The 25,280-nt window shown below is 70.2% G+C and carries 14 protein-coding genes; 11 read left to right on the top strand and 3 right to left on the bottom strand.

Annotation, left to right across the window (positions count from 1 at the left end; all coding sequences use genetic code 11):
* Window positions 1–9: 9 nt before the first annotated feature.
* The 10 genes from HV824_RS04975 (at window position 10) to mxcL (ending at window position 16,084) form a co-directional block, all read left to right on the top strand.
* Entirely contained in the window at window positions 10–1,473 is a 1,464-nt protein-coding gene (locus HV824_RS04975) for a TolC family protein (RefSeq protein ID WP_176422780.1), read from the top strand.
* Window positions 1,454–2,935, top strand: a complete 1,482-nt coding sequence (locus HV824_RS04980; RefSeq protein WP_176422781.1) for a multicopper oxidase family protein — start codon at window positions 1,454–1,456, stop codon at window positions 2,933–2,935. Before HV824_RS04975 ends, HV824_RS04980 begins: the two co-directional genes overlap by 20 nt.
* Before the next feature lie 185 nt (window positions 2,936–3,120).
* Window positions 3,121–3,894, top strand: a complete 774-nt coding sequence (locus HV824_RS04985) for a 2,3-dihydro-2,3-dihydroxybenzoate dehydrogenase (RefSeq protein ID WP_176417353.1) — start codon at window positions 3,121–3,123, stop codon at window positions 3,892–3,894.
* Window positions 3,895–4,042: 148 nt separating this feature from the next.
* Complete coding sequence (gene dhbC / locus HV824_RS04990; protein WP_176422782.1) at window positions 4,043–5,245, top strand: isochorismate synthase DhbC; 1,203 nt, start codon at window positions 4,043–4,045, stop codon at window positions 5,243–5,245.
* On the top strand, window positions 5,242–6,888 hold the full coding sequence (locus HV824_RS04995) for a (2,3-dihydroxybenzoyl)adenylate synthase (protein ID WP_176417351.1): 1,647 nt from the start codon (window positions 5,242–5,244) through the stop codon (window positions 6,886–6,888). Before dhbC ends, HV824_RS04995 begins: the two co-directional genes overlap by 4 nt.
* 13 nt (window positions 6,889–6,901) lie before the next feature.
* Window positions 6,902–7,801 carry an isochorismatase family protein gene (locus HV824_RS05000; protein ID WP_176417350.1) on the top strand — a complete coding sequence of 300 codons (900 nt, stop codon included), beginning with the start codon at window positions 6,902–6,904 and terminating at the stop codon, window positions 7,799–7,801.
* A 60-nt stretch (window positions 7,802–7,861) separates the two neighbouring features.
* The gene (gene mxcG, locus HV824_RS05005) at window positions 7,862–12,202 is read left to right on the top strand and encodes a myxochelin non-ribosomal peptide synthetase MxcG (RefSeq protein WP_176422783.1); all 4,341 of its coding nucleotides are present in this window, start codon (window positions 7,862–7,864) and stop codon (window positions 12,200–12,202) included.
* Entirely contained in the window at window positions 12,199–13,551 is a 1,353-nt protein-coding gene (locus tag HV824_RS05010; RefSeq protein WP_176422784.1) for a class II 3-deoxy-7-phosphoheptulonate synthase, read from the top strand. Before mxcG ends, HV824_RS05010 begins: the two co-directional genes overlap by 4 nt.
* A gap of 16 nt (window positions 13,552–13,567) precedes the next feature.
* Window positions 13,568–14,797 (top strand): myxochelin export MFS transporter MxcK, encoded by a 1,230-nt coding sequence (gene mxcK / locus HV824_RS05015; protein ID WP_176422785.1) that lies wholly within the window; start codon window positions 13,568–13,570, stop codon window positions 14,795–14,797.
* Between the two features lie 12 nt (window positions 14,798–14,809).
* Window positions 14,810–16,084 (top strand): myxochelin B biosynthesis transaminase MxcL, encoded by a 1,275-nt coding sequence (gene mxcL / locus HV824_RS05020; RefSeq protein ID WP_176422786.1) that lies wholly within the window; start codon window positions 14,810–14,812, stop codon window positions 16,082–16,084.
* On the opposite strand, the gene HV824_RS05025 is transcribed toward mxcL, so the two are convergent.
* Together HV824_RS05025 and HV824_RS05030 are read right to left on the bottom strand one after the other, a co-directional pair.
* The gene (locus tag HV824_RS05025) at window positions 16,081–16,896 is read right to left on the bottom strand and encodes a siderophore-interacting protein (protein WP_176422787.1); all 816 of its coding nucleotides are present in this window, start codon (window positions 16,894–16,896) and stop codon (window positions 16,081–16,083) included. The genes mxcL and HV824_RS05025 overlap by 4 nt on opposite strands.
* Window positions 16,897–17,047: 151 nt before the next feature.
* Window positions 17,048–18,970 (bottom strand): membrane dipeptidase, encoded by a 1,923-nt coding sequence (locus tag HV824_RS05030; RefSeq protein ID WP_176417344.1) that lies wholly within the window; start codon window positions 18,968–18,970, stop codon window positions 17,048–17,050.
* 332 nt (window positions 18,971–19,302) lie between these two features.
* On the opposite strand from HV824_RS05030, the gene HV824_RS05035 reads away from it, so the two are divergent.
* Window positions 19,303–20,784, top strand: coding sequence for an ELWxxDGT repeat protein (locus tag HV824_RS05035; RefSeq protein WP_255207773.1), 1,482 nt, complete (start codon window positions 19,303–19,305; stop codon window positions 20,782–20,784).
* 54 nt (window positions 20,785–20,838) lie between these two features.
* On the opposite strand, the gene HV824_RS05040 is transcribed toward HV824_RS05035, so the two are convergent.
* Window positions 20,839–25,280, bottom strand: a 4,442-nt coding sequence (locus HV824_RS05040; protein ID WP_176422789.1) for a non-ribosomal peptide synthetase, incomplete at its 5' end; no start/stop codon positions are given.

A 25,280-nucleotide genomic window follows, 5' to 3' on the forward strand; every position in this document is an offset into this window, starting at 1 on the left:
TGGACCTCCGTGAGGTGGTCCTTGCGCGTGGGCGCGGCACTGCTCGCGGGCGGTTGCGCGTCCATCCAGAAAGAGCGGGGCCACGCGGAGGTAGCGGCGCTCGTCGAGGAGCGGCTGGGCCGCAAGACACGCTGGAACCAGGGCACTCCGGAGGACGCCGAGGTCGCGCGCCATCTCGACACGCTCCTGAAGGAGGACCTCACCTCGGACCGCGCGGTGGAGGTGGCCCTGCTCAACAACCCGGCGCTCCAGGCCACCTACGAGGACCTGGGCGTCTCGCAGGCCGACATGGTTCAGGCCGGCCTGCTCTCCAACCCGACGTTGGGCGGGAGCATCGGCTTTCCCATTGCCGGGCGTGGCGTGTCAGAGCACGAGGTCTCGTTGGTGCAGGACTTCGTGGACCTCTTCACGCTGCCCCTGCGCAAGCGCGTCGCCCGGGAGCAGTTCATGGCCGACACGCTACGGGTGGCGCACGAGGCGCTGGCCACCGCGGCCGAGGTGCGTAAGGCCTTCAGTCAGGTGCAGTCGCTCCAGCAGTTCGTGGAGCTGCGCCGCATGGCGCTCCAGGTGGCCGAGGCGGCGACGGACCTCTCCGCCCGGCTGCGCACCGCGGGCAACCTCACCGAGCTGGACCTTGCGAGTGAACAAGCAGCCGCCGAGGGAGCCCGGCTCGAGCTGGCGGAGGGTGAGCTCGCCCTGGTGGAGGCCCGGGAGCACCTCAACCGCCTCATGGGGCTGTGGGGGCAACGCACGCAGTGGACCCTCTCCGAGAAGCTCCCGCCGTTGCCTGACCAGGAGGCCTCACTGGAGCACCTGGAGTCGCTCGCCATCCGTCAACGGCTGGACATCGACGCGGCCCGAAAGCAAACCATGCTGCTCTGGAATGCGCTGGAACTCGCGCGGAGTACACGCTTCTTCGGGCGCGTGGACGTGGGCGTTCACGAGCACCGGGACGCGGACGGCCCCAGGCTCTTTGGCCCGACCCTGTCTTTGGAGTTGCCCATCTTCGACCAGCGACAGGCCCTCATCGCTCGGCTGGAAGCGCAGCACCGCCAGGGCGAGCGGCGACTGATGGCGCTGTCCGTCAACGCCCGCTCGGAGGTTCGCGCCGCCCGCGCCCGGCTGCTGTCGCTTCGTCTGATTGCCGACCGCTACCGGCGGGTGGTGCTGCCTCTTCGTGAGAAGGTCGTCGCGCAGTCGCAGCTCCAGTACAACGCCATGCAGATAGGCCTCTTTCAGCTGCTCTCCGCCAGGCGCGAGCAGGTGGAGGCGTATCAGGGCTACATCGAGTCCGTCCGCGACTACTGGATGGCGCGGGCCGACCTGGAGCAGCTCGTGGGCGGCCGGCTTCGGGCGGGCAGCGAGTCCCCCACGCCCTCTCCCACGCAGCCAGCTCAGCCCGGGACGCACACCGGGCACGGACAGGACACCCCCCATGGCACGGAGAGGCCCCATGAGCACCCGCGCGACTGAACCCGAGCGCGCATCGGGCTGTGAGGATGACGCCCTCGGAGCACCGGAGCGCGGGGGGACTCCCGGAGGCCTCCCGGAGACTGACGTCGAGGGAGCGCTGACGCGGCGGACCCTGTTGGTCACCACGGGGGCCACGCTCACCGGAGGCGCACTCCTGCTGAGCGGCTCCGCGGCTCGCGCCCAGTCCGCCGTCCCAGGGGCCTCCGGGCCTCGCGAGCGCTCCCCCGCTGACACCGGCCAGCGGCACGCACGACAGCCCAACCGGAACTACCGGCCCGTGGTGGTGCCCAATGGCTCCAAGCTGCCGTGGAAGGTCGTGGACAACGTGAAGGTCTTCCACCTGGTGGCCGAGGAGGTGGAGCATGAGTTTGCCCCGGGACTGAACGCGTGCTGCTGGGGCTACAACGGCCGGGTCCACGGGCCCACCATCGAAGCGGTGGAGGGTGACCGGGTGCGCATCTACGTCACGAACCGGCTACCCGCGGCCACCACCATCCACTGGCACGGCATCCTGCTCCCCAGCGGCATGGACGGAGTGGGTGGCCTCAGCCACAAGTCCATCGCCCCAGGTGAGACGTTCCGATACGAGTTCACCCTGCGCCAGGCGAGTACGAACATGTACCACTCGCACCATGACGAGATGACACAGATTGGCCTCGGGATGACGGGCATGTTCATCATCCACCCGCGCCGACCCGTGGGGCCCCGCGTCGACCGGGACTTCGTCATCCTGCTGCATGAGTGGCGCATCGACGTCGGCACCGGACGGCCCAATCCGAATGAGATGACGGACTTCAACGTGCTCACCATGAACGCGAAGGCGTTCCCGGGCACGGAGCCGCTCGTGGTGCGCCAGGGCGAGCGAGTCCGCATCCGGCTGGGCAACCTGAGCCCGCAAAACCACCACCCCATCCACCTGCACGGCTTTCACTTCCGCATCACCGAGACGGATGGCGGGCGAGTCCCCGAGTCCGCGCAACAACCCGAGGGGACGGTGCTCGTCCCCGTGGGCAGCACACGCGTCATCGAGTTCGTGGCGGACGTTCCAGGGGACTGGGCCCTGCACTGTCACATGACGCACCACATGATGAACCAGATGGGCCATGCGTTCCCCAATATGATTGGCGTGAAGCCGGGGAACCTGGACGCGAAGGTCCGCACACTGTTGCCGGGCTACATGACGATGGGCCAGACGGGGATGGCGGAGATGGGCGAGATGGGGATGCCCGCCCCGCCCAACTCCATTCCCATGCTGGGGGCCCAGGGCAAGCATGGCTACATGACCGTGGGAGGCATGTTCACCGTGCTCAAGGTTCGCGAACGGCTGGAGCGCTACGCGGACCCAGGCTGGTACGACAACCCGCCCGACACCCTGGCCGTTGCGGCCAGCCCTGACGAGCTGCGCCGGGACGGTATCGACGTGAATGCCCCGGCCCCGGTCGAGCCCGGCACACCGGCCTGAGCCTTTCGACAGCCCGACCCGGCGGCCATCGCAGTTTTCGTTACCGGCAATTCCCTACTTCCCTTCTTGACACCCCTGACGCTGCGTGGCACATATCTGCGTCGCATCAATAATGAGAATCATTCTCATTATCCACTTATCGCCCCGCCCCTCGGGCGCAGGCATCCAGAAGGAGGAGCAGAAACATGGGAACGCCCACCCGGGTGGCGCTCGTCACAGGTGCCGCACAAGGTATCGGCGCTGCGGTGGCGCGTGCGCTCGCGGGCGAAGCCCTCATCGCCGCGGTCGACACCAACGCGGACGGCCTGTCCGCCCTCGTGGCCGAGCTCCGGCAGAAGAATCAACACGCGGTGGCGTACCCGGCCAGCGTGAGTGACGTCGCCGCGGTCGACGCGGTGGTGGAGCGCATCGAGCGGGAGCTGGGCCCCATCGAAGTGCTGGCCAACGTGGCGGGCGTCCTGCGCACGGGCCCCATCCTGTCCTACAGCGATGAGGACTGGGCGTTCACCTTCTCCGTCAACACGCTGGGCGTGTTCCAGGTGTCCCGCGCCGTGGCCCGGCGCATGGTGCCCCGGCGCGGCGGCGTCATCGTCACCGTGGGCTCCAACGCCGCCGCCGTGCCCCGCACGCAGATGGCCGCGTACGCCGCCTCCAAGGCCGCCTCCAGCATGTTCACCAAGTGCCTGGGCCTGGAGCTGGCCCCGCACGGCATCCGCTGCAACGTCGTGTCCCCCGGCTCCACGGACACCGCCATGCAGCGCGCGCTCTGGGCGGATGACTCCGGCGCGCAGGCGGTGATTGCCGGCTCGCCCGAGGCCTACCGCCTGGGCATCCCCTTGCAACGCCTCGCCACCCCCGAGGACATCGCCAACGCGGTGCGCTTCCTCGTCTCGGACGCGGCACGCCACATCACCCTGCACGACCTCCGCGTCGACGGGGGTGCGACGCTCGACGCCTGAGCCCGGCCTCACGCGGCCCCGCTCAGCCCCACGTCCGTCAAGAATTTGAGAATGATTATTAGGATCCACTTCATCACCTATTGCCGAGGCGCCGCCGTGTGGCGCCCTGTGCGCGACGCCCGCTGAGCTGAAGGAACAGGAACACCCCATGGGACCGCAGACACTCGCCGCGCAGTTGCTCGAGAGCTACGAAGCTGGCTCTTCGTTCTTCTTCGCCACGCCCCGCCGCACGTTGCTGGCGCGCGGCACCTTCGCCACCGTGCCGCACCTGGGCGGCGCGGATGCCCTGGCGCGGCTCCCCGAGCGCGTGACGGCGGTGCTGAATGACGCCCGTCAGGCCGACCATGACATCCCGGTGGCGGTGGGCGCGGTGCCCTTCGACGGCTCGGTGCCCGCGCAGCTCGTGGTGCCGCTGACGCTCCAGCGCGCCGGGCCGCTGGTGTTCGACCAGGACGTTCCGGTCCAGCGGCCCATCAGCGCCAGCTACACCGTCCAGCCGGTGCCTGAGCCCGCCGCGTACCTGAGCGGCGTCGCGCGGGCGCTGAAGCTGATGCAGCGCGGGCCGCTCCAGAAGGTGGTGCTGTCGCGTTCGCTGCACCTCAACGCCACCGCCCCCATCGACCTGCGGCAACTGCTGCGCAACCTCGCGCAGCGCAACCCGTCGGGCTACACCTTCGCCGCCGACCTCCCCCACCAGGACGGGGCCAGCGGCGCGGGGCTCCGCACGCTCATTGGCGCCAGCCCCGAGCTGCTCGTGTCCCGCTCCGGGCTCCAGGTGGTCGCCAATCCCCTGGCTGGCTCCGCGGCCCGCAGCGCGGATCCGCTGGAGGACCAGGAGCGCGCCGCCGCGCTGCTGAAGTCTCCCAAGGATTTGCACGAGCACGCGGTCGTCATTGACGCCGTCGCGGAGGCGCTCCGGCCCTACTGCAAGACGCTGAACGTGCCCGCGGCGCCATCGCTCGTGAACACCGCCACCATGTGGCACCTGTCCAGCCGCATCACCGGCGAGCTGGCCGACCCCTCCATCTCCTCGCTGACGCTGGCGGCGGCCATGCACCCGACGCCGGCGGTGTGCGGCTACCCCACTCGGCTGGCGCACGAGGCGATTGGCTCCATCGAGCCCTTCGAGCGCGGCTACTACACCGGCACGGTGGGCTGGTGCGACGCCACGGGTGACGGCCAGTGGGCGGTGACCATCCGCTGCGCGGAGGCCAGCGAGCGCACCCTGCGTCTCTTCGCGGGCGCGGGCATCGTGGTGGGCTCCACGCCCGAGTCCGAGCTGGCGGAGACCGAGGCCAAGTTCCGCACCATGCTCCACGCCATGGGCCTGGGCGCCGGGGTGCAGTCATGACGTCCCCCGTCCTCCCCGGCTGTCCCACCTGGCCGGAGGCCTACGCCGCCCGCTACCGCGAGGCCGGCTACTGGCGCGGCGAGACGTTCGGCCAGCTCCTCCACGAGCGCGCGCAGCGTCACGGCGAGCGGACCGCGCTGGTGGCCGGTGAGCGCCGCCTCACCTATGCCGACCTGGACGTTCGCGTCAGCCAGCTGGCCGCCGGCTTCCATGCGCTGGGCATCCATGCCCGGGACCGCGTGGTGGTGCAGCTGCCCAACGTGGCCGAGTTCTTCGAGGTCATCTTCGCGCTCTTCCGCCTGGGCGCGCTGCCGGTGTTCGCGCTGCCCGCGCACCGCGCGTCGGAGATTGGCTACTTCTGCGCCTTCACGGAGGCGGTGGCCTACGTCATCGCGGACAAGCAGGCCGGCTTCGACTACCGCACCCTGGCCGAGCAGGTGCGCACCACCTGCCCCACGCTGAAGCACGTCATCGTCGCCGGTGACGCGGGCCCCTTCACGGCGCTGAGCGGCCTGTACGCCGCGCCCACGGCGCTGCCGCCCGGGCCCGCGCCCAGCGACGTGGCCTTCTTCCAGCTCTCCGGCGGAAGCACGGGCGTGCCCAAGCTCATCCCGCGCACGCACGACGACTACATCTACAGCCTGCGCGGCAGCGTGGAGGTCTGCCAGCTCGACGAGGCGAGCGTGTACCTGTGCGCGCTGCCCGCGGCGCACAACTTCCCGCTCAGCTCGCCGGGCGTGCTGGGCACCTTCTACGCGGGCGGCACGGCGGTGCTGGCGCCCAACCCCAGCCCGGACACGGTGTTCCCGCTCATCGAGCGCGAGCGCGTCACCCTCACCGCGGTGGTGCCGCCGCTGGCCATGGTCTGGATGGACGCGGCCAGGACGCGCCGGCACCAGCTCGCCAGCCTGCGGGTGCTCCAGGTCGGTGGCGCGCGCCTCAGCACCGAGGCCGCCCAGCGCGTGAAGCCCACGTTGGGCTGCACGTTGCAGCAGGTGTTCGGCATGGCCGAGGGCCTGGTCAACTACACGCGCCTGGATGACCCCGAGGCGCTCATCGTCAGCACCCAGGGCCGGCCCATCTCCCCGGACGACGAGCTCCGGGTGGTGGACGAGGACGGCGAAGACGTGGCGCCGGGCGAGACGGGCCAGTTGCTGACGCGCGGGCCGTACACCATCCGCGGCTACTACAAGGCGGAGGCCCACAACGCGAAGGCCTTCACCGACGACGGCTTCTACCACACCGGTGACGTGGTCCGCGTGACGCCCCAGGGCTACCTGGTGGTGGAGGGCCGCGCCAAGGATCAGATCAACCGGGGCGGAGACAAGATCGCGGCCGAGGAGGTGGAGAACCACCTGCTGGCCCACCCCGACGTGCACGACGCCGCGGTGGTCGCCGTCCCGGACGCGTTCCTGGGCGAGCGCACCTGCGCCTTCGTCATCGCGCGAGGCACGCCGCCCGCGCCCAACGTGCTCACGGCCTTCCTGCGCCAGCGGGGACTGGCAGCCTTCAAGATTCCCGACCGGGTCGAGTTCGTCGAGGCGTTCCCCAAGACGGGCGTCGGCAAGGTCAGCAAGAAGGCGCTGCGCGACGTGCTCGCCGGCGCTCCCTCCCCCACTCCGGTTTCGCGCGCGACGCGCTGAAAGGACCCACCCCATGGCGCTCCCCGCCATCGCCCCCTATCCCATGCCCGGCGCCGCCGACCTGCCGAAGAACAAGGTCTCCTGGACGCCGGACCCGAGCCGCGCCGTGCTGCTCATCCACGACATGCAGCGCTACTTCGTGGAGGCCTTCGCGCAGGGCCAGTCGCCCGTGACGGAGCTGGTCGCCAACATCCAGCGGCTGCGCCAGCACTGCACGGCGCTGGGCATCCCCGTCGTGTACTCGGCCCAGCCGGGGGGCCAGACGCCCGAGCAGCGCGGGCTGCTGCTGGACTTCTGGGGCGGCGGCATCAACGGCGGACCGGACCAGAAGCGCATCATCGACGCGCTGACGCCCGCCGAAGGCGACATCCAGCTCACCAAGTGGCGATACAGCGCGTTCCGCAAGACGGACCTGATGGACCAGATGAAGACGCGGGGCCGAGATCAGCTCCTCATCTCCGGCATCTACGCGCACATCGGCTGCCTGCAGACGGCCAGCGACGCCTTCATGAGCGACGTGCGGCCCTTCCTGATCGCCGACGCGCTGGGTGACTTCTCCCTGGCGCACCACCAGCTCGCGCTGAGCTACGCGTCCCAGCTGTGCGCCGTCACCACCACCACGCAGTCGGTGCTCGACGCGCTGGGGCCCACCACCACGTCCAGCACGCTGACCCGCGAGCAGGTGCGCGCGGACGTGGCGGAGCTGCTCCAGGAGTCGCCGGAGGCGCTGGGTGACGACGACAACCTGCTCGAGCGCGGCATGGACTCCATCCGGCTGATGACGCTGGTGGAGAAGTGGCGGGCCGCTGGCGCGGAGACCACCTTCGTGGAGCTGGCCGAACGGCCGACGCTCTCCGACTGGTTCACGCTGCTCTCCCTGGGCACCACGCCTGCTTCCCGGAACGCCGCGTAGCTCCGCGGCGCGCGAGTCACCTCGCGCTTCTGACGCATGAACACACGGGAGTCCCTGGCGATGGGCGAAACACACGAAGCAGGTTGGCCGCTGTCCGCGGCCCAGCATGGAATCTGGGTCGGCCAGCAGTTCGACCTCACGAGCGCCGTCTACAACGCGGGGGAGTGCATCGAGATCCGCGGGCCGCTCGTCGTGGAGCACTTCGAGTCCGCCCTGCGTCAGGCCATCGACGAGGCGGAGGCGCTCCACGCGCGCTTCGTCCCCGGCGCCTCCGGCCCCGTGCAGCTCGTGCAGCCCCGCGCGTCGTGGCGGCTGCACGTCGCCGACGTCAGCCACACGCCCGACCCCTGGGCCGCGGCGCAGGCCTGGATGCACGAGGACCTGACGCGCACGGTGGACCTGAGCCAGGGCCCGCTGTTCGCGGAGGCGCTGTTCAAGGCGGCGCCGGACCGCTCATTCTGGTTCCAGCGGGCGCACCACATCGCCCTGGACGGCTTCGGCTTCTCGCTGGTGGCCCGCCGCGTGGCGGACCTCTACACGGCCCGGGTGACGGGGAAGCCCGCCACGAACGGGTTCGGCTCGCTCCGTGCCGTCATCGACGAGGACGTCGCCTACCAGGGCGGGGCGCAGCACGCCGCGGACCGCGCCTTCTGGGTGGACCGCTTCACCCATGGCCCCACGCCGGTGACGCTCGCCGAGCCCGCGCCCATGTCGCCGCGGTTCGTGCGCCAGACGCGGCACCTGTCGCCCGCGGACCTGGAGCGGATGCAGGCCGCCGCGAAGCAGGCCGGGCTCACGTGGCCGGACCTGGTGCTCGCGGCGACGGCGGCCTGGCTTCATCAGCACACCGGTGTGCACGAGGTCGTGCTGGGGCTGCCGGTGATGACCCGCCTGGGCTCGGCCGCCATCCGCGTGCCGTGCATGGCCATGAACATCGTGCCGCTGCGCGTCCCGGTGCGACCCGACGCGGGCTTGCTCGCCATGGCCCGCGACGTGGCGGCGGAGCTGCGCGCCATGAGGCCGCACCTGCGCTACCGCTACGAGCAGCTTCGCCGCGACCTGAAGCGCGTGGGTGGCCAGCGGCGGCTCTTCGGCCCCGTGGTCAACATCATGCCGTTCGATTACGCCCTGCGCTTCGCGGGCATGCCGGCCTTCGCCCACAACCTCTCCGCGGGCCCCGTCGAGGACCTGTCCATCGGCATGTACGCCCGCTCCGACGGCAGCGGGCTGCGCGTGGACTTCGACGCGAACCCCGCTTGCTACAGCCCCGACGTCCTGGACACCCACCAGCGCGGCTTCCTCCAGTTGTTGAAGTCATTGGTGGCCTCGCCCGAGCAGGCCGTGCGCGCGGCGCCTGCCACCGCGCGGCCCTCCGTCGTGGATGGCGGCCCCTTGCCGATTCCGCGACGGCCCGTGCTGGAGCTCTTCAAGGAGCAGGCGCGCGCGCGGCCGGAGGCCATCGCCGTGGAGCATGGCGAGCACCGCCTCACCTACGCGGCCCTGCTCCAGTCCGCCCAGGCGCTCGCGGAGCAACTGCGGGCCGACGGCGCGCGGCCCGACACGCTGGTGGCCGTCTCTCTGCCCCGGAGCATCGACGCCATCGTGGCCACGCTGGGGGTCCTCATCTCCGGCGCGGGATACCTCCCCGTGGACCCCTTCGGTCCCGAGTCCCGGACGAAGGCCATCCTGGATGACGCCGCGCCTCGCCTGACGGTGAGCAGCGCCGTGAAGGACCTCACGGCCGGCATGCCTCCGCGGGCCCCCGGGCAGCTCGCGGTGCACCGGCGCGCCGGCCCGGAGCTGCCGGCCATCGCGCCCCAGCCGAACGCGCCGCTGGCCTACGTCATCTACACCTCCGGCTCCACCGGCCAACCCAACGGCGTGCAGATCGACCACGACGCCCTGGCCCACTTCGTGGCGGGCGCGACGTTCCGCTACGAGGTGACGTCCGAGGACCGGGTGCTGCAGTTCGCGCCGCTGCACTTCGATGCCAGCGTGGAGGAGCTCTTCGTCTCCCTGTGCGCTGGCGCCACGCTGGTGCTGCGCACGGACGAGATGCTCCAGTCGGTGCCCCGGCTGATGGAGGCCTGCGCCACGCATGGCATCACCCTGCTGGACCTGCCGACGGCCTTCTGGCACGAGCTGGCCTACAGCGTGTCCACGGGGGCGGCCCGGCTGCCTCCGTCGCTGCGCACCGTCATCATCGGCGGAGAAGCCGCGCTGCCCGAGCGCGTCGCGCGCTGGCGGGCCTCCGCCGGTCCCCAGGTCCGGTTGCTCAACACCTACGGCCCCACCGAGGCCACCGTGGTGGCCACCGTCGCCACGCTCAGCGGCGACCCCGACGTGACGTCCGCCGGAGACGACGTGCCCATCGGCCGCCCCCTTCCCGGCGTGCGCGCGGTGATCGCCGACGCGCAAGGCCGCATCGTCCCCACGGGTGAGGAAGGAGAGCTCCACCTGCTGGGCGGCGCGCTCGCTCGGGGCTACCTGGGCCGCGAGGCGCTGACCGCCACGCGCTTCATCCCGCTCGACGCCCTGCCGGGAAGCCCCCGCGCCTATCGCACGGGCGACAAGGCCCGGCTGCGCGAGGACGGCCAGCTTGTCTTCGTGGGCCGCGTCGACGACGAGTTCAAGATCAGCGGCCACCGCATCGACCCGTCCGAGGTCGAGACGGCGCTGCTCGGCCACCCGGGCGTGCGCGAGGCAGCCGTCGTCGGACAGGTGCTCCCCAGCGGCTCGCGCCGGCTGTGCGCGCACGTCGTCACCACGCAGCCCGCGCCCACCGTGGCGGAGCTGCGGCAGCACCTGGTGGACGGACTGCCCGCTCCCATGGTGCCCGGCACCTTCGTGTTCACGGAGCGGCTGCCGCGCACCAGCACCGGCAAGCTGGACCGCGCCGAGCTGCGCCGCCTGCTGCCCACCGAGGAGGCCGCGGCCACGACGACGGGCACCACGGCCCTGGAGCGCGTGGTGTTGAAGGTCTGGGAAGAGGTGCTGGGCGTGACGACGACGTCCGCGCAGGATGACTTCTTCGACCTGGGCGGCCAGTCGCTCCAGAGCATTCAGGTCGCCAACCGGCTCAGCATCGAGCTGGGCCGCGAGATTCCCGTCGCCACCGTCTTCCGTTACCCGACGGCGGCCGGGCTGGCCCAGGCGCTGGAGCAAGGCAGCGACAGCGCCTCCAACGCCGTGGGCCTCACCGAAAGCATGCTCGCCGACGCCGTGCTGTCCGAGGACATCGTCCCCCCGCTCACGCTGGAGGCCGCCGAGTCCCCGCGGCCGCGTCAGGTCGTCCTCACCGGCGCCACCGGCTTCGTCGGGGCGCACCTGCTCCACCAGCTCCTGCGCCAGACGGACGCGCGCGTGGTGTGCCTGGTCCGCGCTCGCGACGAGGCCCACGCCCTGGAGCGCCTCCAGGCCGCGCTGGCGTCCCAGCAGCTCTCCCCCGAGCACCTGACGGAGCGCGTGGTGGCGCTGCCCTCGGACCTCACCCAGCCCTGGCTGGGCCTGAGCCAGGCGCGCTTCCACGGGCTGGCCTCGGAGTGTGACGCCGTCATCCACAACGCCGCCGTGGTCAGCGTGGTGCGTGAATACGGCAGCCTCCAGGCCGTGAATGTGCGCGGCACGCGCGAGCTGCTGCGCCTGGCCGCCGCGGTCCGCGCCAAGCCCTTCCACTATGTCTCCACCCTGGCGGTGGCGCCGCAGACGGACCTCAGCCCCGACGTCCCGGAGGCCTTCGTGCCCGCGCACCCGGGCCTGCGCGACGGCTACCAGCAGAGCAAGTGGATCGCCGAACGGCTCGTTGAACAGGCCGGAGCGCGCGGCCTCCCCGTGGCCGTGTACCGGCTGGGCCGCGTGGTGGGTGCGCCCGACAGCGCCATCGTCAACCCGCAGGATTTGGTGTGGCGCATCCTGCTGGCCGGCATCCCCGTGGGCGCGCTGCCCCAGCTCGACGTCGCGGAGGTGTGGACACCCGTGGACTACGTGGCGGGAGCCATCGTCCGCATGGCGCGCGACGCCCGCCCGCCCACGGTGTTCAACCTCTGTCCCACGCCCGAGGTGAAGCTCCGGGAGCTGTTCACCTGGGTCCGTGACTACGGCTACCCCGTGGAGCACTGCTCCGTGGGTGAGTGGCGCGACCGCGTGGCCGAGCGCGCCGGCACCAGGGAGAACCAGTCCACGCTCGCCTTCTTCGACCTGCGCTCGGGCACGGACGTGCCCGCGTTCGGGCTAGGCCCCATTCGCTGTGAGCGGGTCCATCAAGCGCTCGAGGGGACGGGCATCACCTGCCCGCCCACGGACCGTGCGCTGCTCTACCGATACCTCGACTACTGCGTCGCGCGCGACCTGCTGCCGCCCGTGCCCGCAACCCGCCCTCCTACTGAAACGGCACTCCCGTGACGAACCCCACCTGGACGCCAGACTCCTGGCGGCACAAGCCCGTCAAGTACATGCCGGAGGACTATCCGGACGCGCAGGCCCTGGCGCGGACGGAGGCCGAGCTGTCCCGGCTGCCTCCGCTCGTCTTCGCGGACGAGACGCGCCGGCTCACCTCCCGGCTCGCCATGGTCGCCGAAGGCAAGGCCATCCTGCTGCAAGGCGGCGACTGCGCGGAGAGCTTCAAGGAGTTCACCACCGACAACATCCGGGACACCTACCGGCTGCTGCTGCAGATGGCCATGGTGCTGACCTTCGCCGGCAACCGCCCGGTGGTGAAGGTAGGCCGCATCGCCGGGCAGTTCGCCAAGCCGCGCTCCAGCCCCATGGAGACGCTGGCTGGCGTCACCCTGCCCAGCTACCGCGGAGACATCATCAACGGCATGGAGTTCGACGCCCAGGCGCGAACGCCCGACCCGCGCCGGCTGCTCATGGCCTATCACCAGTCCTCCGCCACGCTGAACCTGCTGCGCGCCTTCGCCCAGCGCGGCTACGAGGAGCTCGCCGAGCCCCAGCGCTGGCCCCAGGGCGGCATCAACCGCTTGCTGGCGGACCGCATCCTCGAATCCCTGTCGTTCATGCGGGCGCTGGGCGTCAGCCCGGAGCCTCGCGGCGGCGCCAGCGCCACGGACTTCTTCACCAGCCACGAAGCCCTGCTGCTCAACGTGGAGGAGGCCATGACGCGCGCCGAGCCCGACGGCAGCGGCTGGTACGACACGTCCGCGCACATGCTGTGGATTGGCGAGCGCACCCGCCAGCTCGACGGCGGCCACGTGGAGTTCATGCGCGGCCTCCAGAATCCCATTGGCATCAAGTGCGGCCCCACCATGGAGCCCGACGAGGTGCTCCGGCTGATGGACGTCCTCAATCCCCAGGGCATCCCGGGCCGCATCACCCTCATCGGGCGGTTTGGCGCGGACCAGGTCGCGCAGCGGCTGCCCCGGCTCATGGCCGCCACCCGCCGGGACGGACGCCCCGTCATCTGGTCCATCGACCCGATGCATGGCAACACCCACAAGGCCGGCAATGGCTACAAGACGCGCTCCTTCGACCGCATCCTCACGGAGGTGTGTGGCTTCATGGACGCTGCCGCCGCGGAGGGCGTCCACCCGGGGGGCCTGCACCTGGAGATGACCGGGCAGAACGTCACCGAGTGCCTGGGCGGCCCCCAGCCCGTGACGGAAGACGACCTCTCCAGCCGCTACCACACCCACTGCGACCCGCGGCTCAACGCGGACCAGGCCCTGCAACTGGCCTTCCTGGTCGCCGAAGCAATGCCTCCCCTTCGCGCGCACGAAGCCCGTGCGGCCTGAATCGCTGGAGCCTCTCGTGACAGCCACCTTCTCACCGCGTCAGGAGCGGCTGCTCATCCTGCTGCTGGCGGGCGTGCAGTTCACCCACCTGCTGGACTTCATGATTGTCCTGCCGCTGGGTCCGGAGTTCATGCGGCTGTTCAGCCTGTCAGCCGCGCGGTTCGGAACGTTGGTGTCCTCCTACACGTTGGCCTCCGCCGCCATGGGCGTGCTGGGGCTCGCGTGGGTCGACAGGTTTGGCCGCAGAAGCACGTTGCTGGTCATCCTGGGGGGGTTCATCACAGCCACGCTGGCCTGCGGCGCGGCGCAGAGCCACGCGTGGCTGCTGGTGGCCCGGAGCATCGCGGGAGGCTGCGCGGGCCTCATGGGCGCGGTCATCATGTCCATCATCGCGGACACCATCCCCGGTGAGCGCCGGGGGCGGGCCATTGGCGCGGTGATGTCATCGCTGGGGTTGTCCGCCGTGGCGGGGGTTCCGCTGAGCCTGGGCCTGGCCAACCTGCTCGGCTGGCGCGCGCCCTTCTGGGCCATTGGCGTCCTCGGGGCCCTCCTCTGGTTCGGGCTGCTCGTCGTGCTTCCGCGGCTGGATGCACACGTCACCCCGGGCACGGACCGTCAGGCGCCGTCCGTCAAGGCGCTCTTCACGCCGGGCTTCGCGCTGGGCTGGCTGCTGACGTTCAGCGTCGCCTTCTCCAGCTTCTTGCTGATTCCGTACCTGAGCGCGTTCATGGTCGGGAACCTCGGGCTGGCGCAGACCGACCTGCCCTGGGTGTACCTGGCCGGCGGCGCCGCCACGCTGCTCGCGGCGCGTCAGGTGGGCCGCTGGGTGGACCGGTTCGGCCCCGCCCGGGTGCTCGGGCTGCTGCTGGTGGGCACCATGGTGCCGCACCTGGGCTTCACGCACCTCCCCGCCTCGCCGCTGCCGGTGGTGATGGTCGCCTTCGTCCTCTTCATGTCGCTGACGTCCACGCGCCCCATCCCGACCATCGCGCTCATCTCCGCGCGGGTGCCGCCGCCGCTGCGCGGGCGCTACATGGCCATGAACATGGCCGCCAGCGACGGCGCCTCCGGGCTCGCGGCGTGGGCCAGCGGCCTGCTGCTGGTCACCGCGCCGAACGGTGAGCTGATGGGCTTCGGGCTGGCCGGCTGGCTCGCCGTGGGCGTCACCACCGTCTCGCTCTTCATCCTCTGGACCTTTGGCCGTAGCGCCGCCCCAGTGAATCGCAGTCTCCATCTCGCCCCATAGAAGGAAACGTCCATGGACACTCCCGTCAAGAAGCACCCTTCCCTGCCTCGTCCCATCCAGGGCGAGCTGAAGCTCGACCGCTCCAACCAGCTCCTCGCCGAGGCGCGGCGGCTGGTCCCCGGCGTCACGCAGTCCATGATGAAGCGCCCGGAGATGTTCGCGCCTGGCGCCTTCCCCGTGTTCCTGGCCAAGGGCCAGGGCGCGCTGGTGGAGGACGTGGACGGCCAGGAGTACATCGACTTCATCGGCGGCCTGGGCGCCAACATGCTGGGCCACAATGACCCGGCCGTGCTGAACGCCATCCGGGAGCACCTGGAGGAAGGCGTCCTCCACTCGCTGCCCACGCCCGTGGAGGTCTCCGCCGCCCAGACGCTGGTGGACCTCATCCCCGGCGCGGAGATGGCGCGCTTCTTCAAGACGGGCGCGGATGCCACGTCCGCCGCCGTGCGCCTGGCGCGCCACGTCACCGGCAAGCAGAAGATCATCACCGTCGGCTACAACGGCTGGCACGACCACTTCATGTTCGACACGCCGGGCGTCCCGGCCGCGCTGGCCGCGCTGACCCTCCGGATGCCGCTCTTCACGCCCCCGGACGAGCCGGCCCTGCTGGCCGCCATCGAGAAGAACGCCAGCGAGCTCGCCCTGGTGCTGCTGTCGGTGCCCTACAACCGGCCCCTCACGTCGGCCTTCCTGCAGCAGGTGCGCGCCACCTGCACCGCGAACAACGTCCTGTTCGCCCTGGACGAGGTCGTCACCGGCTTCCGGCTCGCCGTGGGCGGCGCCCAGGCGTTCTTCGACGTCCGCGCGGACTTCGTCACCCTGTCCAAGAGCATCGCTGGGGGCATGCCGCTGTCGGCCATCGCCGGTCCGGCGAAGCACCTGAGCCGCCTGAGCGAGCTCCAGGTGTCCACCACCTTCGGCGGTGAGCTGCTGTCGCTGTACGTGTGCGAGGCGGTGCTGAAGGGCTACAAGGATGGCGCCTACGTCCAGCACCTGGCCCGCCTGGGCCGCAAGCTGCGCGAGGGCGTCAACGCCCAGGCGGAGGCCGCGGGCGCGTCGCTGCGCGTGATTGGCTACGACGCCATCCCCTTCTTCCTGTTCGCCAAGGACCCGGCGGAGCACGCGAAGCAGATGCAGCCCTTCCAGGCGGGCATGGCCCGCCGGGGCATCCTGCTGCGCCGCGACGTCACCTTCCTCAGCACGGCGCACACGGAGGAGCAGATTGACTACGCCATCGAGATGACGGGCGAGGTCCTCCGCTCCCTCGCGAAGCCAGCGGCGGCCTAGCCCTTCGCGTCGTGGTGGTCCGAGGTGCCGCGCTTCCAGTAGCCCGTCACCCGGACCCAGCTCTTGTTGGCGCCACGCTCGTTGATGAGGTGGTCCTTGATGGGGCGCACGGTGTGCGCCTCACCCGCCACCCAGGCGAAGTAGTCCCCCGCGGGGAACTCCAGCCCGCGGATGGCCTGCTGCAGCACGTCCGAGTGCCCCGCCTCCACGCCGTCGCGGTGCAGCCACGTCACCGTCGCGTTGGCGCGGGTGGTGAACCGCTGCTCCTCGGACGCGTCCGGCACCTCGCAGAACACGATGGCGCGCGTCCCCTCCGGCAGCTCCTCCAGGATGCGGCCAATAGCGGGCAGCGCGGACTGGTCGCCCGCGAGCAGGTACCAGTCGAAGTCCTGCGCGACGAAGGTGGAGCCGCGCGGCCCACCCACGGCCAGCAAATCTCCCACCTGCGCCTTGCTCGCCCACGTCGTCGCGGGCCCCGTGCCGTGCACCACGAAGTCGATGTCCAGCTCGCCCGCGGCGGCGTCGTACCGGCGCGGCGTGTAGTCACGCGCGTCCGGCTTGCGCTCGCCATCCTTCAACACCAGCCCCGTGGGCGTCACCGTGGGGACGACAGGCCTGCGCTTGCCCTCCTCCGGGAACAGCAGCTTCACGTGGTCGTCCGCGCCGGGGCTGTAGAAGCCCTCCAGGTCCTCGCCCGCCAGGGTGATGCGGACCATCTGCGGCGTCACCCGCGTCACCCGCTTCACCTCCAAGAGGCGGAACTTCACGGGGAACGGTCCCCGCCGATAGACACGCTCAGTCGTCGTCGTCACGAAGGCTCCAGGTATCGATATTGACTCTCATTTTCGATACCACGGTACCCCCAGTCGGGCAACGAATGAAGGCGCCCCGCGGTGGCCGAACCACCGCGGGGACCCCTGGCATGTGCGCTGAGCTACCTCGCGCACATGCCAGGAAGCGACCTCAGCCGCAGGTCATGGTCCAACGGCAGTTGTTGGACAGGCACTCGCGGGCGCTGCCGCAGATGGCGCCCCGGGCCTTCTTGTTCTGGCACTTGCCGGCGTTGAGCCCCCAGCCGCAGTACTGGGTGCTGGCGCAGTGGCTGTCGTTGGTGCAGGTGGAGGTGGTGGGGTACCAGGACGCGCGGGTCTCCTTCGGCACGTAGGCCGCCACGCCGCTGGTGTCGATGTTCGTCGCGCTGTCCGCCATGCCGGTGCGCGTGCCGGTGGCGCGCTCCCACATGCGGATGAAGGTCTCGGACGAGCCCTCCAGGCCCGTGGTGTTGACGCCGAGCTGCTTCAAGTCACGCACCACGTCCGGCAGCAGGCCCACGTGGGCCAGGCCGTAGTTGTCGAAGTCCGTGCCCAGCGGCGGCGGGCCGGCGGTGAGCTGCTGCTGGGCCTGGGCCGCCGCCTCCGCGGCGAAGCCGGCCGAGCAGGCGCCATGGGGCCCGAAGCGCGGGCGGGTCTGCTGGATGAAGCCGTTGAGGTCCGCGCCGAAGCCCATGTTCACCTTGAGGCCCAGGCGGCCGAACTCGTAGGCCTGCGCCAGCGAGCGCGTGGAGCCCTGGCAGTTGTTGGCCACCGGCGTGCGGGTGTAGTCGCGCGTCTCGTCGTGCGCGGTGCGCAGGCCGAACATGCCGCCCGTCTGGCGCAGGTAGCGGATGATGGACGCGGGCGTCGTCTTCTCGTTGGCCGCGAGCCCCGGGTGCATCACCTCACGGAAGTGGCCGTGGGAGATGTACATGGGGTAGTAGTTGCGGCCCTGGGCAATGGCGTACGTGTCGTTCACGGAGCGCTCGGACATGTGCGCCACGTCGACGAGCATGCCCTTGTTCATCATCTCCGCGACCAGCGCCCGGCCCTCGGTCGTCAGGCCCTTGGTGTTCTTGCAGTTGGCGTCCACGTTGAAGCCCAGCGTGAAGCCGTTGCCCGTGAGGCCGCAGTCGGTGTCGATGTGACAGTTCTCCAGGAACTGCGCGACCTGGAAGATGGCGTTGTGGGGCGCCGCGCCGCCGAAGCGGTTGTCCAGCTGGTGCACCGGCTGGATGGAGCGCACGCCCAGCGAGTAGACGCGGTTGAGCTCGGTCTGCCAGTTCTTGGTGCCGAACAGCTTGCTCGACTCGATGGAGAGCACCATGGCCAGCTTGCCGGAGGCGATGATCTGCCGCGCGTGCGCTGGCGACAGCGCGATCTCCGCCCACGACGTGCGGGCGTCGAAGTCACGCGCCATCTGCAGCTGCACGTCCACGTCCACCATCTCGTCGCAAGGGCGCTTGATGTTCTGGTACGGCAGCGCCTTGCAGAGGAACTCGTTGCTCACCAGGGAGATGGTGACCAGGGACATGCCCCCCAGGTGCGCCTGCCGCAGCCAGCCCTCCCAGGCCTGCTGATGCGCGATGGTGTCCCAGCGCGGCCACTGCGTGGGCACGCTCATCCGGCCCAGGTGGAGGCCCGTGTCGCCCTCCGTCCCTTCGACCTGCCCGATGATCTCCGACGCCACCGCGCCGCCCACGCCGAACATCTCTGACAGCACCGGCACGCCGCCCAGGTCCACGCCGCCCGCGTTGGGACACACGTTGAGCATGGAGCCCAGGTCCATGCGGACGCGCGCATGGTCGCTCTCCGGGAAGCCACCGTCACAGCTCACCAGGGAGCCGTTGTGCTTGCCGTGGAACCAACCACCGCTGAACGCCTCCTCGGCGAACATGTGGTGGTGCATCTCCGCGAAGCCCGGAACCGCGACGGGCTGTGCGACTTCGCCGGTCGCGGACTCCTCGACAGGCACGTCTTCATCCGTGGGCTGGCACCCCTGGCTCAGCGCCATGACGGACACGAGTGAGAGGGACAGGAAACGCCGTGGGGCTGCTCCGATATATCGCTGCATGCAGTGCACCTTTCCGATACCGCGGTGAGGTGCTCCCGGAGTACCAGGAGTGTGTCCTGTTTTTCAATGTTTTCAACTTTTTCTTGGGACACGAAACAGGCAGGTGTCACACGATCTCCCAGCCGGAGGGCTCCACCCCCACCCATGAGGTCGCGGACCTTGTCCCAGTCGAGGACAGCCTTTGCTGAACAGGAGCCGCGCGTAATCGAGGACACCCCCTGGCTGCGCCGCTTCGCCACGCCTATCCATCATGGCGAGGGGCCGGCCACTCGAAGGCGGGGGGAACATTCATGCGTGCATGGCGCTGGTGGGCTGGAGTCTGTGTATTGGCAATGGGATGCGGGGAAGCCTTCACGGAGGAAGCGCTCTCGGACAATGACGCTCCCGAGCCTGTCGCGGTTCAAGGGGCAGACCGGCCTCCCGCGCTCGGCCCGGCGTCTCTCCTGAAGGACATCTACCCGCCGCCCGAGGACCCGGTGCCTGGCCCATTCGGCGGCACCGCACCCACGGACCTGACGTCCTTCCGGGGGCGGCTCTTCTTCGCCGCTTTTGACTTGGAGGCAGGCCAGGGCGCCCTGTGGCGCAGCGAAGGAACGACCGCGAGCACCGTGCCGGTGAAGCACCTGGTGGACGTGCCCGGCCGGCTGACGGTGGTGGGCAAAAAGCTCTTCTTTACGGGTGGATTCAGCGAAGCGCATGGCGCCGAGCTGTGGGTGAGCGATGGCACGACCGCTGGCACGCGTCTGATCAAGAACCTCCGCCCGGACTCCGGCCACACGCTCCTGGGGGACTTCATCGCGGTGGGCGACACCCTCTTCTTCTTCCGCATGGTCCGCCCGGACATCATCGCCTCTGGCAACCTGGAGCTCTGGCGCAGCAACGGCACCTCCGCGGGCACGGTGCGCGTGAAGGACCTGGGGCCGGAGGGCGACTTGAACGGTCCCCTGGACCTGGCGAGCGTGGGCAACCGCCTCTTCATGAGCCTGGGCAGGACGGAGACGGGCACGGAGCTATGGGTCAGCGACGGCACGTCCGCGGGGACCCACCTGGTGAAGGACATCCTCCCGGGCACGGAGTCGTCGTTTCCGCGGCATCTGACTGCCGCGGCGGGCGTCCTCTACTTCTCCGCCGACGACGGCGAGCACGGACGCGAACTGTGGCGCAGTGACGGCACGGCCCGGGGGACCGAGCTCGTCGAGGACACCCGGCCTGGCCCCGAGGGCTCGGAAGCACAGCCCATCACCGTCTTCAAGAAGCGCCTCTATTTCGCGGCGTTCACCCCTGGCTACACGGTGACCGAGCTCCGCAAGCTGGATCCAGACCCGAGCTGCCACCCGCGCTCGAACCGTGTCGCGACCATCCCCAACCCGTACGCGAACATACCGCGCGAGTTCTTCATCTTCGTGTCCTCGTTCACGGCGACCGATCGAAAGCTCTACTTCACGCTCTTCTACGACGTCGGGAGTCCCACCCCGGCCGATGTCCAGCTGTGGAGGACGGATGGCACCCGGAATGGCACCAAGCTGCTGTACCAACCGCTCATCGTCTCCCCGGACCTGCGAGTGCCCACGCCCGTTCCCACGAATGACGGCCGAGTCGTCCTCTACGCCTACGACACGGCCCACGGCCACGAGCCATGGGTGAGCAACGGACAACCTGGGGGCACCCGGCTGCTCCAGGACATCCTCCCCGGGCCCGCCTCTTCCTATCCACAGGACCTGCTCCGCGCGGGCGACTTCATCTACTTCACCGCCCAGGATGCGGTGCATGGGCGGGAGATCTGGGTGCTGCCCGTTCCGCCAGACAGGGAGTGACTCCCAGCGCAGGTGATGAGCGTGTCCGCCTCATCACCTGCGACAGGTGAACGTCTACGGGGACGACTTCAGCGTCATCATCTCCGCGAGCACGTCAACCGCGGGCGCCCGGAGGATGGAGTGGTGGTCGCCGGAGAGTTCGTGCACCTCCACCCCTCCTGCCGCCAGCGCGCCCCAGCCGCCATCCGTGCCCGTGGGTACATGCGTCTCGCTCGCGCGCAGCAGCGTGACGCGGCCACCGTAGCGTCCCGGCTGGTAGTCCCAGAGGGCGCGGAGGTTGCGCTCGTAGACCCGGTACAACACATGGAGCTGTTCGGCTCCAACGCCCGGAGGGAGCACGCCGGTGCGCCGCCCCAGCTCCAACAGGCGGCCCAGCAGCAAGGCCTCGTCCGCGGGCTGCGCATCCGCCATCAACTCCGAGACGGGCAGACCCAGGAGCTGGCCCGTGAACTCCACGAAGCGGGCGGCAATCCACTCCGCGCCCACGGGCGCCACTGGCCGCTGGTCGAAGGCGTAGGCGTCGATGAGCGTCAGCTGCTCCACCTGCTCTCCCTGCTGCTCCAACTGCCGCGCCATCTCGAAGGCCACCACACCTCCCAGGGACCACCCCGCCAGCCGGTATGGCCCGCTGGCCTGGACGCCGCGCATGGCCTCGACATACGTGGCGGCCATCGCCTCCACGGTCCCCAGCGGAGCCCGCTCGCCTTCGAGGCCCGGGGCCTGGAACGCGTAGAACGGTTGGTCCGGCCCCAGGCACCGCGCCAGCTCCAGGTACGGCAGGACGTTGCCGCTGACAGGGTGGACGCAGAAGACGGGCCGCCGCGAACCGCCACTCTGGATGGGCACCAGCGGGGACACGTGCCCGGGCGCCTGTCGGAGCCGGGAAGCCAGCTCCGCCAGCGTCCCCGCCTGGAACAGTGAAACCACGGGCAGACTCCGCCCGAGGCGCTCACGGATGAGCGACACCAGCCGCATGGCCAGGAGCGAGTGGCCTCCCAGTTCGAAGAAGTCGGAGTGGATGCCGATGGGGCCGGTGCCCAGCAGCTCCTCCCAGATGCGCGCGAGCACGAGCTCGAACGCATCCCGAGGCGCCGCATACGCCCGCGTCGACTCCGGACGGAGGGCGTCCGGCGCCGGGAGCGCCTTGCGGTCCACCTTGCCGTTGGGCGTCAGCGGCAGCGCGGCCAGCACCCTCACCACCGAGGGCACCATGAAATCCGGCAGCCCTTCCTTCACGAAACGCCGGAGCGCCGTGACATCGGCCACCGTGTCCGGCTGGGGCACGATGTATGCCACCAGGCGACGCCCTTCGCGCCCGTCCTCGCGCACGAGCACCACGGCCTCGCGCACGTCCGGATGCCTTCGCAGCGCCGCCTCGATTTCGCCCAGCTCGATGCGGAAGCCACGCACCTTCACCTGCTGGTCGATTCGGCCCAGGTACTGCAGCGTGCCCTCCGGCAACCACCGCACGCGGTCTCCAGTGCGGTACAGCCGCGCGCCGGGCCGCGGACTGAACGCGTCGGGGACGAAGCGCTCGGCGGTCAACTCGGGCCGGTCGACATATCCTCGGGCGAGCCCGGCCCCGCCCAGGTACAGCTCGCCCGCCACGCCCTGAGGCACGGGCTGGCCGAGCGCATCCAGCACATACACGCGAGTCCCCTCGATCGGCCGCCCCACGGTGGGCTCCCGCGTGGCGCCGCGGTGGGCCACGGTCCAGGTCGAGTACGTCGTGTCCTCGGTGGGGCCGTAGAGGTTGAGCACGCGCTGCACACCGGGTGCGGACTGGTGGATGGCTTCCACCAGGGACTGGGCCAGCGGTTCTCCCGCCAGGTTCACCGTGCGCACCGAGTCCGGAACGGCCTGGGCGCGCACCAACTCCGCCATCGCGGAGGGCACCGTGTTGAGGAGCGTGACCCGCCGGGCCCCGGGGAGCGATGGCAGCTCCAAGGCATTGCGAGCGAGGACCACGGCCCCGCCACGGAGGAGCGGCGCGAACAGCTCGAACACGGACAGGTCGAAGTTGAGCGACGTGGAGGCGAGGACTCCCGCCAGTTCGTCCGACGAAAAGACCCGCGTCGTCCAGCGCAGGAAGGCCACTGCGCCGCGATGCGCCAGGGCCACGCCCTTCGGCCGTCCCGTGCTTCCTGACGTGAACAGCACGTAGGCCAGCTGGTCAGGACTGGCCATGGACACAGGCGCCGCCTCGGCCTCCGCCACGAACTCGTTCACATCGTCGAGCGCCAACCGGACCACGTCTCCGTGAGGCAGCGCGTCGAGCAGCGCGCGCTGGCCCACCAGGACGCGAGGCTGGGAGTCCTCGATCATGAAGGCCAGCCGTTGGCTCGGGTAGGCAGGGTCCAACGGGACGTATGCGCCTCCTGACTTGAGGATGCCGAGCACCACGACCAGGAGGTCCGCGTTGCGCTCCGCGCAGAGGCCCACGCGAACCTCTGGCCCGACGCCCAGCGCGCGGAGCTTCCGTGCCAGCCGGTCCGACCGACGCATGAGCTCGCGGTACGTCAGCACTTCGTCACCGGCCACCACGGCCACGGCGTCGGGCGTGGCCGCCGCCTGCCGTTCGACCAGGGCGTGGATGCTCGTCTCCGCGACTTCGCCGGAGCCGGGGTCACTCCACTCCACCAGCAACCGCCGCGCTTCGGCCGCGCTCAGCATGGGCAGCGCGAACACGGACCGGTCCGGCGCCGCCAGGGCACCTTCCAGCAGCGTCTTCAGGTGGACCAGCAGTCGCGCTGCCGTCTCGGGCTCGAACAGGACGGTGCTGAACTCCAGGCCACCGGAGAAGCCGTCCTTGCCCTCCACGAAGCCGAGCGAGAGGTCGAACCGCGACACCCGGTGCTCCACGGCGACGTGCTTCATCCCCGTGCCGGTCTGCGCGTCTCCCCCAGCGTCTGGCGTGCTGTCGAAGGTGAGCATGACCTGGAACAGCGGCGAATGACTGAGGCTGCGCTCCGGACGCAGCGCCTCGACGAGCTTCTCGAAAGGCACGTCCTGGTGCGCATAGGCGCCCAGCGTGACCTCCCGGACCCGAGCCAGCAGCTCGCGGAAGGATGGGCTGCCATCCAGCCGGGTCCTGAGCACCAGCGTGTTCACGAAGAAGCCGATGAGCCCCTCCGTCTCCGCGCGAGTGCGTCCGGCGATGGGCGAGCCGACACTCACGTCGTCCTGCCCCGAGTAGCGCGCCAGCACGGCCTGGAACGCAGCCAGCAGCACCATGAACGGCGTGACGCCTTCACGGCGGGCGAGTGCATGCACCGCGTCGGACAGCGCACGGCCCAATGAGAAGGGCACGTACGCCCCTTCCAGGGACTGAACCGCCGGACGCGGCCTGTCCGTGGGCAGCTCCAACAACCGGGGCGCGCCGTCCAGATGTTGCTTCCAGTAGCCAAGCTGCGCCTCCAGGACGTCTCCCTGGAGCCACTCGCGCTGCCACACCGCGTAGTCCGCGTACTGAAGCGGCAGCTCTGGCAGGCGCGACGGCTGCCCCTGGGAGAAGGCCGCATACAGCTCGGACAGCTCGCGAACCAGGAGCCCCATGGACCAACCGTCCGAGACGATGTGGTGCATCACCAGCACCAACACATGGTCCTGCTCCGACAGCGCGAGCAAGGCGATCCGGAGCAGCGGACCGCGTTCCAGGTCGAACGGGCGCTGAGACGCCTCTTGCGCGATCCACTGCGCCTCCTCTTCCCGCCGCGCCACTGGCAACGAGCGCAGCTCCACGATGTCAAGCCGAGCGCTGCCCTGCTTGTCGATGACTTGTACCGGCGAACCGCCCTCGGTCCGGAACGTGGTGCGCAGCGACTCGTGACGGCGGACCAGTGCGTCGAAGCTCTGCTCCAGCGCGGGAACGTTCAAGGCGCCCGACAAGCGCACCGACGCAGGGACGTTGTAGACGATGCTCCCTGGCTCCAGTTGCGAGAGGAACCACAGGCGCTGCTGGGCGAACGACAAAGGCAGCGCCCTGTCGCGAGGAACCCGTACCAACGGCGGTGGCTGTGCGCCACCCTCCGTTTTCGAAGTGCGGTCCAGGCGCTGGGCCAGCTTCTCCACCGTGGGGCACTCGAAGATGTCTCGAAGGGGGAGCTCCACTTGGAGTTCTTCCCGCACGCGAGACACCAACTGCGTGGCCAGCAATGAGTGGCCGCCCAGTTCGAAGAAGTCTCCGTCGAGCCCGACCCGCTCGACCTTCAGGACGTCGACGAAGATTGCGGCCAACGTCTTCTCGGTCGCCGTTCGAGGCGCCACGTACGTCTCGCGCGCCGTGCCCTCCGTGTCCGGCGCCGGCAGGGCCTTGCGATCCACCTTGCCGTTGGGCGTCAGCGGCAGCGCCTCCAACACCACATACACCGACGGCACCATGTACTCCGGCAGCCGCTGCTTCATGTGGCCTCGCAGTGCACCCGCGTCCAGCGAGGCAGCGTCTCGGGCCGTGACGTAGGCCACCAACCGCTTGCCCTCGCCATCTTCGCGAGCCA

This window comes from Myxococcus sp. AM009 (assembly GCF_013372605.1).
Lineage (GTDB): Bacteria > Myxococcota > Myxococcia > Myxococcales > Myxococcaceae > Myxococcus > Myxococcus vastator.

Coding starts and splice junctions, on each gene's coding strand:
- HV824_RS04980 (WP_176422781.1), top strand. CDS start 1,454: ATGAGCACCCGCGCGACTGAACCCGAGCGCGCATCGGGCTGTGAGGAT.
- HV824_RS04995 (WP_176417351.1), top strand. CDS start 5,242: ATGACGTCCCCCGTCCTCCCCGGCTGTCCCACCTGGCCGGAGGCCTAC.
- HV824_RS05030 (WP_176417344.1), bottom strand. CDS start 18,970: ATGCAGCGATATATCGGAGCAGCCCCACGGCGTTTCCTGTCCCTCTCA.
- HV824_RS05035 (WP_255207773.1), top strand. CDS start 19,303: ATGGGATGCGGGGAAGCCTTCACGGAGGAAGCGCTCTCGGACAATGAC.
- HV824_RS05000 (WP_176417350.1), top strand. CDS start 6,902: ATGGCGCTCCCCGCCATCGCCCCCTATCCCATGCCCGGCGCCGCCGAC.
- HV824_RS04985 (WP_176417353.1), top strand. CDS start 3,121: ATGGGAACGCCCACCCGGGTGGCGCTCGTCACAGGTGCCGCACAAGGT.
- dhbC (WP_176422782.1), top strand. CDS start 4,043: ATGGGACCGCAGACACTCGCCGCGCAGTTGCTCGAGAGCTACGAAGCT.
- mxcG (WP_176422783.1), top strand. CDS start 7,862: ATGGGCGAAACACACGAAGCAGGTTGGCCGCTGTCCGCGGCCCAGCAT.
- mxcL (WP_176422786.1), top strand. CDS start 14,810: ATGGACACTCCCGTCAAGAAGCACCCTTCCCTGCCTCGTCCCATCCAG.